This is a genomic window from Serratia sp. KG1D (assembly GCF_037150675.1).
GTDB lineage: Bacteria > Pseudomonadota > Gammaproteobacteria > Enterobacterales > Enterobacteriaceae > Serratia > Serratia nematodiphila.
The window spans coordinates 64,184-77,299 of record NZ_JBAGIH010000003.1 but is presented as its reverse complement, the minus strand read 5'-3'; the positions used below and the strand labels follow the sequence as shown (position 1 = coordinate 77,299).

Annotated in this window: 12 protein-coding genes; 4 read left to right on the top strand and 8 right to left on the bottom strand. The window is 60.6% G+C overall.

What is annotated here, in order from left to right; translation table 11 throughout:
* Positions 1-66: 66 nt before the first annotated feature.
* Positions 67-1,023: a cyclase family protein gene (locus WFM45_RS15450; RefSeq protein WP_049189118.1), complete on the top strand. Its 957-nt coding sequence runs from the start codon at positions 67-69 to the stop codon at positions 1,021-1,023.
* Between the two features lie 85 nt (positions 1,024-1,108).
* Here WFM45_RS15450 and ssb1 read toward each other — a convergent pair whose 3' ends face one another.
* Positions 1,109-1,639 (bottom strand): single-stranded DNA-binding protein SSB1, encoded by a 531-nt coding sequence (gene ssb1 / locus WFM45_RS15445; protein ID WP_004936793.1) that lies wholly within the window; start codon positions 1,637-1,639, stop codon positions 1,109-1,111.
* Positions 1,640-1,916: 277 nt separating this feature from the next.
* On the opposite strand from ssb1, the gene uvrA reads away from it, so the two are divergent.
* Both uvrA and WFM45_RS15435 read left to right on the top strand, forming a co-directional pair.
* Entirely contained in the window at positions 1,917-4,745 is a 2,829-nt protein-coding gene (uvrA, locus tag WFM45_RS15440; RefSeq protein WP_166730389.1) for an excinuclease ABC subunit UvrA, read from the top strand.
* Between the two features lie 229 nt (positions 4,746-4,974).
* Positions 4,975-6,027 carry an NAD(P)-dependent alcohol dehydrogenase gene (locus tag WFM45_RS15435; RefSeq protein WP_336956331.1) on the top strand — a complete coding sequence of 351 codons (1,053 nt, stop codon included), beginning with the start codon at positions 4,975-4,977 and terminating at the stop codon, positions 6,025-6,027.
* A 31-nt stretch (positions 6,028-6,058) separates the two neighbouring features.
* Here the strand turns inward: WFM45_RS15435 and maa are convergent, their stop codons facing one another.
* From maa to WFM45_RS15410, 5 genes are all read right to left on the bottom strand, one after another.
* Entirely contained in the window at positions 6,059-6,616 is a 558-nt protein-coding gene (gene maa / locus WFM45_RS15430; RefSeq protein WP_021505134.1) for a maltose O-acetyltransferase, read from the bottom strand.
* A 144-nt stretch (positions 6,617-6,760) separates the two neighbouring features.
* Positions 6,761-7,114, bottom strand: a complete 354-nt coding sequence (locus WFM45_RS15425) for an MmcQ/YjbR family DNA-binding protein (RefSeq protein ID WP_004936783.1) — start codon at positions 7,112-7,114, stop codon at positions 6,761-6,763.
* A gap of 4 nt (positions 7,115-7,118) precedes the next feature.
* Entirely contained in the window at positions 7,119-7,535 is a 417-nt protein-coding gene (locus WFM45_RS15420) for a secondary thiamine-phosphate synthase enzyme YjbQ (RefSeq protein ID WP_004936779.1), read from the bottom strand.
* 125 nt (positions 7,536-7,660) lie between these two features.
* Positions 7,661-8,854, bottom strand: a complete 1,194-nt coding sequence (locus WFM45_RS15415; RefSeq protein WP_041922290.1) for an amino acid aminotransferase — start codon at positions 8,852-8,854, stop codon at positions 7,661-7,663.
* A gap of 83 nt (positions 8,855-8,937) precedes the next feature.
* Complete coding sequence (locus WFM45_RS15410) at positions 8,938-9,405, bottom strand: Lrp/AsnC family transcriptional regulator (RefSeq protein WP_004936775.1); 468 nt, start codon at positions 9,403-9,405, stop codon at positions 8,938-8,940.
* Positions 9,406-9,620: 215 nt separating this feature from the next.
* Between WFM45_RS15410 and WFM45_RS15405 the strand changes: the two genes are divergently transcribed.
* The gene (locus tag WFM45_RS15405) at positions 9,621-10,388 is read left to right on the top strand and encodes a transporter substrate-binding domain-containing protein (protein WP_336956328.1); all 768 of its coding nucleotides are present in this window, start codon (positions 9,621-9,623) and stop codon (positions 10,386-10,388) included.
* 44 nt (positions 10,389-10,432) lie between these two features.
* Here the strand turns inward: WFM45_RS15405 and alr are convergent, their stop codons facing one another.
* Positions 10,433-11,512 (bottom strand): alanine racemase, encoded by a 1,080-nt coding sequence (gene alr / locus WFM45_RS15400; RefSeq protein WP_274851594.1) that lies wholly within the window; start codon positions 11,510-11,512, stop codon positions 10,433-10,435.
* Between the two features lie 17 nt (positions 11,513-11,529).
* Complete coding sequence (gene dnaB / locus WFM45_RS15395; protein WP_025160134.1) at positions 11,530-12,954, bottom strand: replicative DNA helicase; 1,425 nt, start codon at positions 12,952-12,954, stop codon at positions 11,530-11,532.
* Positions 12,955-13,116 lie beyond the last annotated feature (162 nt).

Below are 13,116 nucleotides of genomic sequence, written 5' to 3'. Positions count from 1 at the left end.
GCCGCCAATTTCCGGAGGCTCACTTTCATTCGCCCTGCAATACTCCGTTATAAGGATGAGTCACTGATGAAATCATTGTATCGCCTCTCCCTCTTGCTGCCCTTGCTGGCCGCAGTGCCCACGCACGCCGCAGAATCCGCCGCGCAGTCGTCAGACTGGTATCCTTCCGTTTACGGCGCAAAAGACGAAATCGGCGCGGCCAACCTGCTCACGCCTGAGGTCGTATTACAGTCCGTGCAGTTGGTAAAACAAGGCAAGACATTGCCATTGGCGGTGCCCGTCGATAAAGATTTCCCAGCGTTCCGCCACCGCAGCTTCCGCTTATATAATATTCAGCCTGGTCAACAGGATGGTAAAACGCTTGGCCCAAATAAATTCACCTTTAATGATGAATTGGTGAATGCCTGGACCGGCGTCGGCACTCAGTTGAATGGCATTGGCCATATCGGCATCGACAATGTTTATTATAACGGCAATAAGGCGGCGGATTTCGTCACCGTAGATGGCGTAAAAAAATTGGGCGTGGAAAAAGTGCCGCCCATGGTCACACGCGGCGTCGTACTCGATATGACGGCTTATTATAATAAAGCGATCGTTCCGGGCGGAACCGAATTTTCCGTTGCGGATATTCAAGCGGTGCTTAAAAAGCAGGGCATCAGTTTACGCAAAGGCGACGTTGTCTTGTTCAACACCGGCTGGCTGGAGCTGATTGGCAAAGACAATAAAAAGTTCCTGGAAGTTGAACCGGGCATCGGCATGGAAGCGGCGAAATGGTTGGCCGACCAAGGCATCGTGGCCTTCGGCGGTGATACCTGGGCCTCCGAAGTTTACCCTAACCCGAAAAATGACGAAGAGTTCCCGGTCAACCAGTACCTGCTGGCCAAACGCGGCGTCTATAACCTGGAGCTGATCGACAGCCGCCCGCTGGTGCGCACGAAAACCTGGGAATTCCTGTTCGTACTGGGGCAACCGCTGTATGTCGGTTCAACCCAGGTCAATATCAACCCGGTAGCAATTTACTGATTGGCGACACCGCCGCAGAAAATCAGCGGCTAACGAACACAAAAAACCCCGCCTGAGCGGGGTTTTTTTAGCGCTGTCGCCAGGCTTAGAACGGAATATCGTCGTCGAAATCCATTGGTGGTTCGTTGCTGGTCGCCGGTGCGCTGTTCTGCGCCGGGCGAGACTGCTGCTGGCCGCCGCTGAACTGGTTGCCGCCCTGTGGCTGCTGAGGTTGGCCCCAACCGCCCTGGCCGCCGGCAGATTGACCGGCCGGTGCGCCGCCGCCCTGACGGCCGCCCAGCATCTGCATGGTGCCGCCGACGTTAACCACGATCTCGGTGGTGTAGCGATCCTGACCGCTCTGATCCTGCCATTTACGGGTCTGCAGGGAGCCTTCGATGTAGACCTGAGAGCCTTTACGCAGGTATTCACCCGCCACTTCGGCCAGTTTGCCGAACAGCACGACGCGGTGCCATTCGGTCTTCTCTTTCTGTTCGCCGGTCGCCTTGTCACGCCAGCTTTCGGAGGTCGCCAGGGTAATGTTGGCCACTGCGCCGCCGTTCGGCATGTAACGGACTTCTGGATCCTGACCCAGATTCCCGACCAGAATTACTTTGTTTACGCCTCTGCTGGCCATGAGCACTTCTCCCGATGATTGATTTCTACACAGTATAAACGCGTCAGTTTACCACGCTGAGTACGAAACCACACCCGTGTTGATAAGTGCGAATTGCATTCCAGAATTGTCTTTTCGATCGACCTTGTTGCATTCGCATACTGGATATTCATTCAGGTTTTTTTGTGTCATAATTATGCGTTTCGACCAGGCTGTGCCGGTTTTTTGCGAGATCCATCACAAAATCCCCCGCAAAAATCGCGACAGGCGCGGTGTATCATCAAGACGGGAAGTGTAAATGGACAATATCGAAGTTCGTGGTGCTCGAACCCATAATCTGAAAAACATCAACCTGATCATCCCGCGTGACAAACTGATCGTCGTCACCGGCCTGTCCGGTTCCGGCAAGTCTTCGCTGGCTTTCGATACGCTGTATGCCGAAGGGCAGCGGCGCTATGTCGAATCACTCTCCGCCTATGCGCGCCAGTTCCTGTCGCTGATGGAAAAACCGGACGTCGATCATATCGAAGGCCTGTCGCCGGCGATCTCCATCGAGCAGAAATCCACCTCGCACAACCCGCGCTCCACGGTCGGCACCATTACCGAGATCCACGACTACCTGCGCCTGCTGTTCGCCCGCGTCGGCGAGCCGCGCTGCCCGGATCACCATGTGCCGCTGGCGGCGCAGACCGTCAGCCAGATGGTCGACAACGTGCTGAGCCAGCCGGAAGGCAAGCGCCTGATGCTGCTGGCGCCGGTGGTGAAAGACCGCAAGGGCGAGCACACCAAAACGCTGGAAAACCTGGCCGCCCAGGGCTATATCCGCGCGCGCATCGACGGCGAAGTGTGCGATCTGTCCGATCCGCCGAAGCTGGAGCTGCAGAAGAAACACACCATCGAAGTGGTGGTCGATCGCTTCAAGGTGCGCGACGACATGGCGCAGCGCCTGGCCGAATCGTTCGAAACCGCGCTGGAGCTGTCCGGCGGCACCGCAGTGGTGGCGGATATGGACGACGAAAAAGCGGACGAGCTGCTGTTCTCCGCCAACTTCGCCTGCCCGATCTGCGGCTACAGCATGCGCGAGCTGGAACCGCGCCTGTTTTCCTTCAACAACCCGGCCGGCGCCTGCCCGACCTGCGACGGCCTGGGCGTGCAGCAGTTCTTCGATCCGGATCGCGTGGTGCAAAACCCCGAGCTGTCGCTGGCCGGCGGCGCGATCCGCGGCTGGGATCGCCGCAACTTCTATTACTTCCAGATGCTGCGCTCGCTGGCGGAGCACTATGAGTTCGACGTCGAAGCGCCATTCAACACCCTGAGCGCCAACGTGCAGAAGGCGGTGCTGAACGGTTCCGGCAAAGAGTCGATCGAATTCAAATACATCAACGATCGCGGTGACACCACCGTGCGCCGCCATCCGTTCGAAGGCGTGCTGCACAACATGGAGCGCCGCTATAAAGAGACCGAGTCCAGCGCGGTGCGCGAAGAGCTGGCGAAGTTCATCAGCAACCGCCCTTGCGCCTCGTGCCACGGCACTCGCCTGCGTGAAGAAGCGCGCAACGTGTTTGTCGAAGACACCACGCTGCCGGAGATCTCCGATCTGAGCATCGGCCATGCGATGACCTTCTTCCAGAACATGAAGCTCAGCGGCCAGCGCGCCAAAATCGCCGAGAAAGTGCTGAAAGAGATCGGCGACCGCCTGAAATTCCTGGTGAACGTCGGCCTGAACTACCTGTCACTGTCTCGCTCGGCGGAAACGCTCTCCGGCGGCGAAGCGCAGCGTATCCGTTTGGCCAGCCAGATCGGCGCCGGCCTGGTGGGCGTAATGTACGTGCTGGATGAGCCGTCGATCGGCCTGCACCAACGCGACAACGAGCGCCTGCTGGAAACGCTGATCCACCTGCGCAACCTCGGCAACACGGTGATCGTGGTGGAGCATGACGAAGACGCCATCCGCGCCGCCGACCATGTGATCGACATCGGCCCCGGCGCCGGCGTGCACGGTGGCCAGGTGGTGGCGGAAGGCACCGTCGACGACATCATGGCGCAACCGGAGTCGCTGACCGGCCAGTTCCTCAGCGGTAAACGCGAGATCGCCATTCCGGCGCAGCGCGTGCAGGCCGATCCGACCAAGGTGCTGAAGCTGAGCGGCGCGCGCGGCAACAACCTGAAAGACGTGACGCTGACGCTGCCGGTCGGTCTGTTTACCTGCATCACCGGCGTGTCCGGCTCCGGCAAATCGACGCTGATCAACGATACGCTGTTCCCGATAGCCCAGCGCCAGCTCAACGGCGCCACCATCGCCGAACCGGCACCGTTCCGCGAAGTGACCGGCCTGGAGCATTTCGACAAGGTGATCGACATCGATCAGAGCCCGATCGGCCGCACGCCGCGCTCCAACCCGGCCACCTACACCGGCATCTTCACCCCGGTGCGCGAGCTGTTCGCCGGCGTGCCGGAATCGCGCAGCCGCGGTTACACGCCGGGCCGTTTCAGCTTCAACGTCAAGGGCGGGCGCTGTGAAGCCTGCCAGGGCGACGGGGTGATCAAGGTCGAGATGCACTTCCTGCCGGACATCTACGTGCCGTGCGACCAGTGCAAGGGCAAGCGTTATAACCGCGAAACGCTGGAAGTGAAGTACAAGGGCAAGAGCATCCACGAAGTGCTGGAGATGACCATCGAAGAAGCGCGCGATTTCTTCGACGCGGTGCCGGCGCTGGCGCGCAAGCTGCAGACCCTGATGGATGTCGGCCTGTCCTACATCCGCCTCGGCCAGTCGGCCACCACGCTCTCCGGCGGTGAAGCGCAGCGCGTCAAGCTGGCGCGCGAACTGTCGAAGCGCGGCACCGGCCAAACGCTGTATATCCTCGACGAACCGACCACCGGTCTGCACTTCGCCGATATCCAACAGCTGTTGGCGGTGCTGCATCAGCTGCGCGATCAGGGCAACACCATCGTGGTCATCGAGCATAACCTGGACGTGATCAAAACCGCCGACTGGATCGTCGATCTGGGGCCGGAAGGCGGCAGCGGCGGCGGCGAGATCCTGGTCGCCGGCACGCCGGAAACGGTCGCCGACTGCGAGAAATCGCACACCGCACGCTTCCTGAAGCCGCTGTTGAACCAGTAATGTCGCCGGCGTGCGGGCCGTCGTTCAGGCGGTCCGCACGCTGCCCCGTTTCCCCGCAATCGAACAGAAACAGGCAAGATTTCGACATTTTCAGGCATTTCCCTCCGCGCTCACCGCTTCTATCATCAATGTTCCCTCGGCGGCCGCCCTGTCTGATTCAGGCCGCGTCTCGCCGGCACTTCGCTGCCGGTCAAACGTTGTCCCCCCTACATTGATAACTGGAGCGACCATGAACATTACTCATGCCTATGCCGCGCATGACGCGAAGTCTGCGCTGGTGCCTTTCGATTACCAGCCGCGCGCCCTGCGCGACCACGATGTGCAAATTCAGGTGTTGTTCTGCGGCGTCTGCCACTCGGATCTGCACCAGGCGCGCAATGAATGGAGCAATACGATTTACCCGGTGGTGCCGGGTCACGAAATCGTCGGCCGCGTTAGCGCCGTCGGCGACCATGTCTCGCGTTACCGGATCGGCGATCTGGTCGGCGTCGGTTGCATGGTGGATTCCTGCCGCAGCTGCCCGAGCTGCGATGAGGGGCTGGAACAGTATTGCGAGAACGGCTTTACCGGTACCTATAACGGCCAGGATCGCCACACCGGCGCCGTGACCTACGGCGGCTACTCCACCAATCTGGTGGTGGATCAGGACTTCGTGCTGCGCGTGCCGGAAAACCTCGATCCGGCCGGCGTCGCGCCGCTGCTGTGCGCCGGCATCACCACCTATTCGCCGCTGCGCCAGTGGGACGCGGGGCCAGGCAAAAAGGTCGGCATCGTCGGGCTCGGCGGGCTGGGGCACATGGGCGTCAAACTGGCGCGGGCGATGGGCGCACATGTGGTGCTGTTCACCACCTCGCCGTCGAAAATCGAAGACGCCAAGCGCCTCGGCGCCCATGAAGTGGTGATTTCGCGCAACCCGGATGAGATGGCGCAGCACGTCAACAGCTTCGACTTCATCCTCAACACGGTAGCGGCTCAGCACGATCTGAACCCGTTCCTCAACTTGCTGCGCCGCGACGGCACCCTGACGCTGGTCGGTGCGCCGGAGCACGATCATCCGTCGCCGCAGGTGTTCAACCTGATCATGAAGCGTCGCCGCATCGCCGGTTCGCTGATCGGCGGCATCGCGGAAACGCAAGAGATGCTGGACTTCTGCGGGCAGCACGGCATCGCGTCTGATATCGAGCTGATCCCGATGCAGCAAATTAATGAGGCCTATGAACGCATGTTGAAAAGCGACGTGAAGTACCGCTTCGTGGTGGATATCGACTCGCTGCGCGCCTGATGACGGCGGGCGCCCGGCGGCGCCCGTTTTTTTATAGCTGCTTGATGATCCTGGCCGGGTTGCCGCCCACCACGCAATTGGCCGGCACGTCTTTGGTCACCACCGCGCCGGAGGCCACGACCGCATTATCGCCGATGGTCACTCCCGGATTGATCACCGCGCGCCCGCCGATCCACACGTTGTCGCCAATCCTGACAGCCTTACCGAACTCCGCCCCGCCGACGCGAGTCTCGGCGTCCAGCGGATGGGTGGCGGTATAGATATGCACGCCCGGCGCCAGCAGGCAGTTGTCGCCGATATGCACCTCGCATACGTCGAGGATCACGCAGTCGAAGTTGGCGTAGAAGTTCTTGCCGAGATAGATGTTATAGCCGTAGTCGCAGCGGAAGGTCGGCTCGATGGTGCCGCCCTGATAGCGGCCCAGCAGCTCACCCAGCCATTGTTTGCGCAGCTCGCCCTCTTCCGGCGAAGAGTGGTTATAGCGATGCGTTAGCTGGCGTGCGCGCCGGCGTTCGCTGCGCAGCAGTTCATCGCCGGCGTCGTACAGTTCCCCGGCGATCATCTTGCGCTTTTCTTCGCTCATGGCCATGTCGGCCTCCTTCATCCGCGTGTCTTGAATGCCCAAGCGTAGCTGTTTTAGTGCCGCAACAAAAAGGGAACGTTCCCAAATCCAGGCCGCGATCACGCTTTAACATGAAAAAACAGAAGAAAAACGGGCGCCGCCGCCCGGCAATCAGGCGCGCAGCTCCTGGCGCACGTGTTCGGGCAGGCCGTCCACCACCAGCTGATAGGAGCTGTCGATCAGGGTGTAAAACTGCGAGTTCGGCAGGTTGCCGTCGAGAAACACCGTATTCCAGTGCGCCTTGTTCAGGCCGTCACAGGCGACGATCTCCGGATGGTGTTCGCGCAGGCTTTCCGCCAGCTCCGGGCTGGACTTGACCGCCAGCGCCGGCCGCCCTTCGACCTCGCACACCATGGCGAACATCACGTCGCCCACCTTGATTTGGCTGGCCTGCCACTGGTTCTGGTCGCTCTGCTCCGCGCCCGGCTTCGCCATGCAGTACTCCAGCAATGCGCTGTTATTCATTGGGTTATTCCCCCTGTAACGTGGCCACAATACGGCGTGCTCCGCCGTGGATGCGGTGCTCTCCCAGCCAGATGCCCTGCCATGTGCCCAACATCAGCCGCCCGTGCCTGACGGGCAGCGTCAAGGAAGCGCCCAGCAGCGAGGATTTGATGTGCGCCGGCATGTCGTCCGGCCCTTCGTAGTCATGCTGATAGGGTGCGTTTTCCGGCACCTGACGCAGGAAATGCTGCTCCATATCGGCTCGCACCGTGGGATCGCAGTTCTCGTTGAGCGTCAGCGAGGCCGAGGTATGCTGCAGCAACAGATGCAGCAGGCCGGTTTGCAGGCGGTGTAAGTGGGTTAACTGGTTGACTATCTCGTCGGTAACCAGATGAAAGCCACGCGCTTTTGCGCTGAGGATTAGCGTTTGCTGATGCCACATGAGTGAGCGCCCCTCAATCAGTATATTCTCTCTCCGGTTTGCGGCAACTTCGGCGGCGCGCCGGCAATAAAAAAGGAGCGATATCGCTATCGCTCCCGATGAACGTCCGTTCAGACTAACAGGCGTTACTGCACCGCGGCAAACGCCTCGGCCACCTGGCGCACGTTGTTGTGGTTCAGGCCGGCCACGCACATGCGGCCGCTGTGGATCAGGTAGACGCCGAACTCTTCACGCAAGCGATCGACCTGCGCCGCGCTGAAGCCGGTGTAGCTGAACATGCCGCGCTGCGCCAACAGGTAATCAAAGTTGCGCTGCGGCAGCGCGCTCTTCAGGGTGTCCACCAGCGCGTGACGCATCTCGAGAATGCGGGTGCGCATGCTCTCCACCTCGTCCAGCCACTGGGTTTTGAGCTGGGCGTCGTTCAGCACCTTGGCCACCAGCTGCGCGCCGAAGTTTGGCGGGCTTGAGTAGTTGCGGCGCACGGTGGCCTTCAGCTGGCCCAGCACGCGCCCGGCCGCCTCTTCGCTTTCGCACACCACCGACAGGCCGCCGACGCGCTCGCCGTACAGCGAGAAGATCTTCGAGAACGAGTTGCTCACCAGGCACGGCAAACCGGCCGCCGCGATGGCGCGAATGGCGTAGGCGTCCTGCTCCATGCCGCCGCCGAAGCCCTGATAGGCGATGTCGAGGAACGGAATGATTTCACGTTCGGCGATCACCTTGACCACCTCATCCCACTGGGCGGGGGTCAGGTCGGAACCGGTCGGGTTGTGACAGCACGGGTGCAGCAGCGCGATGCTGTGCTTCGGCAGCTGTTTCAGCGCGGCCAGCATGGCGTCGAACTTCACGCCCAGGCTTTCGCTGTCGAAATATGGATAGGTATTCACTTTGAAACCGGCGCCGCTGAAGATGGCGACGTGGTTTTCCCAGGTAGGATCGCTGACCCACACCTGCGAATCCGGGAAATAGCTTTTCAGGAAGTCGGCGCCCACTTTCAACGCGCCGGAACCGCCGACGGTCTGAATGGTGGCGATGCGCCCCTGCTGCAGCATCGGGTGCTGCGCGCCGAACAGCAGCTGCTGGATGGCGGAACGGTAAGACTGCAGCCCTTCCATCGGCAGGTATACCGAGGCGCCATGCTCGACGCTGTTCAACTGCGCTTGCGCCGCGGCGACCGCCCGCATCTGCGGAATGATGCCCTGCGCATCGTAGTACAGGCCGATGCTCAGGTTCACCTTGTGCGCGCGCGGGTCTTGTTTGAATTTTTCCATCAGCGACAGAATGGGATCGCCGGCATAGGCGTCAACGTTCTGGAACACGGGGTTTTTCTCCTGGTTTATTGTGGTTTTGGGCACAGCGTTACGTTCCTAATATAGACGGAAAAGCGCATTCGGTTTTAGCTTTATCTCGCCACTGGCAATAAACCGTTTTCCTTGATGCGATTGAGCACCACCGCCGTTTTGATATGCGCCACGCTTTTGTGCGGCGACAGCGTCTGGCTGATGAACTCGCTCAGCGCCGGCAGGTCCGCCACCGCCACTTTGAGCAGGTAATCGGCGTCGCCGGTGGTCTTGTAAGCGTCCAGGATCGCGTCCACTTCCTCCAGCATCTGATGAAAGCTGTCGATCTGCTCCTGCGCGTGCGTGATCAGGCTGACTTCGATCAGCCCCACCAGCCCCAGGCCGACCGCCTCCGGCGCCAGCCGCGCGTGGTAACCGCGGATCAGCTGCGCCTGCTCCAGGCTGATGCGCCGCCGTGAGCACTGGGAAGCGGAGAGCCCCACCAGCTCGCTCAGCTCCTGATTGGTCAGACGGCCGTTGGCCTGTAACAGCGTCAGGATTTTCATATCAAAATCGTCAATGTTGTACATAGCCACCTGTAAACTGTGTTAATAAATGTTGACGTTACAGCCTACCAGTTTTTTTACCGTTGCCGACGTCACACCCTGGCGCTTAAATCGCGTACAGCAGCAACGCCCGGCGTTTTCGCCGGTAAGCGGCATAAAAAACGGCTAACTCATGCAGGCAAACGACAATTAACGGCGAAGTAACGCATAAAACCACGAATGTATAAAAAGGACGCCAGATGAAAAAGCTACTCCCCCTCGCGCTGCTGCTCGCCGCCGGCAGCGCCGGCGCGCAATCCCACCTGGACAAAGTGCTGCAGCAAAAGACCCTGGAGGTCTGCACCACCGGCGACTACAAGCCCTACACCTTCCTCAAGGAAGACGGCGGCTATGAAGGCATCGACATCGATATGGCGGAATCGCTGGCGAAGAGCCTGGGCGCCAAGGTGAAGTGGGTGAAAACCAGCTGGAAAACCCTGACGCCGGACTTCGCCTCCGGCAAGTGCGACATCGCCATGGGCGGCATCTCCGTCACGCTGGAGCGGCAAAAGCAGGTGTTCTTCGCCGACAAGCTGGATACCGACGGCAAAATTCCGCTGGTGCGCTGCACCGACGTGAAGAAATACCGCACGATAGAACAGATCAACAAACCGTCGGTGCGCCTGCTGGAACCGGCGGGCGGCACCAATGAAGCCTTCGTGCACGCCTATTTGCCGAAGGCCAAACTGACGCTGACGCACGACAACATGAGCATTTTCCAGCAGCTGGTGGATCGCAAGGCGGACATGATGATCACTGACGCCTCCGAGGCGTTGTACCAACAAAAGCGCTATCCGAAGCTGTGCGCGGTGAATCCGACCAAACCGATGCAGTACGGCGAGAAGGCTTACATGCTGCCGCGCGACGATCTGAGCTGGAAACTGTATGTGGATCAGTGGCTGCACCTGGCCAAGGCGACCGGCGAGTATCAGAAGATTATCGACAAGTGGTTGGCGGTAAAGAAGTAACGCGCTGAGAAACGGGGCCGACGCGCGTCGGCCCCTGCGGCGTATCAGTCGCCGATGTATTCCATCGCCACGCGCTGCGTGAGCTTGGTGATCAGTTCATAAGCGCTGATGCCGGTACAGGCGGCGATGCGCTCGACCGGCAACGCCGGCCCCCACAGCACCGCTTCATCCCCCACCTTATCGGCGGCGGCCGGCCCGAGATCGACCGAAATCATGTCCATCGACACCCGGCCGACGATCGGCACTTCGCGGCCGTTAATCAGGATCGGCGTGCCGGTCGGCGCGCTGCGCGGGTAGCCATCGCCGTATCCCATCGCCACCACGCCAAGGCGAGTATCGCGTGGACTTACCCAGGTGCCGCCGTAGCCGACGGCTTCGCCGGCCTGGTGCTCGCGCACCGCGATCAGGCTGGATTTCAAGGTCATCGCCGGCAGCAGGCCATGCCCGGCGCCGCTGCCGTTATCCAGCGGCGAGACGCCGTACAGAATGATGCCGGGACGCACCCACTCGTTGTGGGCGTCCGGCCACAGCAGCGTGCCGCCGGAGGCGGCGACCGAGCGCTGGCCCGGTTTGCCGCGCGCGAACTGCTCGAAGCAGGCGATCTGTTTCAGGGTGGCGTCGGACTCCGGCTCATCGGCGCGGCTGAAGTGGCTCATGATATTGACCGGCTGCGCCACGTTGCGGCAGGCGCACAGGCGCTGATAAAACGCCTCCGCCTGTTCGGGACGCACCCCCAGCCGATGCATGCCGGTATCGAGCTTCATCCACACCGGCACCGGACGCGCCAGCTCGGCCTGCTCCAGCGCTTCGAGCTGTTCGATGCAGTGCACTGCGGTTTCGATGTTGTTCGCCACCAGCACCGGCAGGTCTTCGGCACAGAAGAAGCCTTCCAGCAGCAGGATCGGTTTGACGATGCCGCCGGAGCGCAGCATCAGCGCCTCGCCGATGCGCGCTACGCCGTAGCAGTCGGCGTCTTGCAGGGTGTGTGCTGTTTCCAGCAGGCCATGTCCATAAGCGTTTGCTTTCACAACGGCAATCAGGCGGCTTTGCGGCGCCTGGCGGCGCACCTGTTGCAGATTATGTCGCAGAGCGCGGCGGTCGATTACAGCGGTTGCCGCTTTCATTTCAGTTCCTTAGCTGATTATTCGTCATCGTATTGTGGCCCCGCGTAGTTATCGAAACGCGACCACTGGCCGTTAAAGGTAAGGCGCACGGTGCCGATCGGGCCGTTACGCTGCTTACCGATAATAATTTCCGCGATCCCTTTCAGATCGCTGTTCTCGTGATACACCTCATCACGATAGATGAACATAATCAGGTCGGCATCCTGCTCGATAGAGCCGGATTCACGCAGGTCGGAGTTGACCGGGCGTTTGTCGGCGCGCTGCTCCAGGCTGCGGTTCAGCTGCGACAGCGCCACCACCGGCACCTGCAGCTCTTTCGCCAGCGCCTTCAGCGAGCGCGAAATCTCGGCGATCTCCAGCGTACGGTTGTCGGACAGGGCCGGCACGCGCATCAGCTGCAGGTAGTCGATCATGATCAGGCTAAGCCCGTCGTGCTCACGGAAAATGCGCCGCGCGCGCGAGCGCACTTCGGTCGGCGTCAGGCCGGAGGAGTCGTCGATGTACATGTTGCGCTTCTCCAGCAGGATGCCCATGGTGCTGGAAATGCGCGCCCAGTCCTCATCGTCGAGCTGGCCGGTACGGATGCGCGTCTGATCCACACGCGACAGCGACGCCAGCATACGCATCATGATCTGTTCGCCGGGCATCTCCAGGCTGAAGATCAGCACCGGTTTTTCCTGGGTCATCGCGGCGTTTTCGCACAGGTTCATGGCGAAGGTGGTTTTCCCCATCGAAGGACGGGCGGCGACGATGATCAGATCGGACTTTTGCATGCCCGCGGTTTTCTTGTTGAGGTCCTGATAGCCGGTATCGACCCCGGTCACGCCATCGTGCGGCTGCTGATACAGCTGCTCGATGCGCGACACGGTGTCTTCCAGGATGCGCTCGATGCCCTTCGGGCCCTCGTCTTTGCTGGCGCGGTTCTCGGCGATTTGGAATACGCGGGATTCCGCCAGATCGAGCAGGTCTTCGCTGCTGCGCCCCTGCGGATCGTAGCCGGCGTCGGCGATCTCGTTAGCCACCGAGATCATCTCGCGCACCACCGCGCGCTCGCGCACGATGTCGGCGTAGGCGCCGATGTTGGCGGCGCTCGGGGTGTTTTTCGACAGCTCGGCCAGGTAGGCAAAGCCCCCCACCGAGTCCAGCTCGCCCTTCTGCTCCAGCGATTCGGACAGGGTGATGAGGTCGATAGGCTTGCTCATCTCCAGCAGACGCTGCATCTCGGTAAAGATCAGGCGATGCGGGCGGCTGAAGAAGTCGTTGGCGACCACGCGCTCCGCCACGTTGTCCCAACGCTCGTTATCCAGCATCAAACCGCCCAACACCGACTGCTCGGCCTCCAGCGAGTGCGGCGGCATCTTCAGCCCTTCCATCTGACGATCTCTGGAACGCTCTCTGGTTTCGTCCGCGTTTGTTTTGTTGGTTGGTTTTTTTCCTGCCATGAAACGTAGTCTTTATCCGGTTGCGAATGAAGGATCTTGACGCGAGAGTATACGTGATTTTTGCGTCATAACCGATGCAAAAAAGGTATTGAATCCCGCACGGGTGAACTGGATCTCCGATACTAAAAAGAATAGGGTGAAATCAGACACTCAAACGAGGTA

Excerpts from the sequence above, each read along its gene's own strand:
- WFM45_RS15450 (WP_049189118.1), top strand. The coding sequence starts at position 67 with ATGAAATCATTGTATCGCCTCTCCCTCTTGCTGCCCTTGCTGGCCGCA.
- ssb1 (WP_004936793.1), bottom strand. The coding sequence starts at position 1,639 with ATGGCCAGCAGAGGCGTAAACAAAGTAATTCTGGTCGGGAATCTGGGT.
- uvrA (WP_166730389.1), top strand. The coding sequence starts at position 1,917 with ATGGACAATATCGAAGTTCGTGGTGCTCGAACCCATAATCTGAAAAAC.
- WFM45_RS15435 (WP_336956331.1), top strand. The coding sequence starts at position 4,975 with ATGAACATTACTCATGCCTATGCCGCGCATGACGCGAAGTCTGCGCTG.
- maa (WP_021505134.1), bottom strand. The coding sequence starts at position 6,616 with ATGGCCATGAGCGAAGAAAAGCGCAAGATGATCGCCGGGGAACTGTAC.
- WFM45_RS15425 (WP_004936783.1), bottom strand. The coding sequence starts at position 7,114 with ATGAATAACAGCGCATTGCTGGAGTACTGCATGGCGAAGCCGGGCGCG.
- WFM45_RS15420 (WP_004936779.1), bottom strand. The coding sequence starts at position 7,535 with ATGTGGCATCAGCAAACGCTAATCCTCAGCGCAAAAGCGCGTGGCTTT.
- WFM45_RS15410 (WP_004936775.1), bottom strand. The coding sequence starts at position 9,405 with ATGTACAACATTGACGATTTTGATATGAAAATCCTGACGCTGTTACAG.
- WFM45_RS15405 (WP_336956328.1), top strand. The coding sequence starts at position 9,621 with ATGAAAAAGCTACTCCCCCTCGCGCTGCTGCTCGCCGCCGGCAGCGCC.
- alr (WP_274851594.1), bottom strand. The coding sequence starts at position 11,512 with ATGAAAGCGGCAACCGCTGTAATCGACCGCCGCGCTCTGCGACATAAT.
- dnaB (WP_025160134.1), bottom strand. The coding sequence starts at position 12,954 with ATGGCAGGAAAAAAACCAACCAACAAAACAAACGCGGACGAAACCAGA.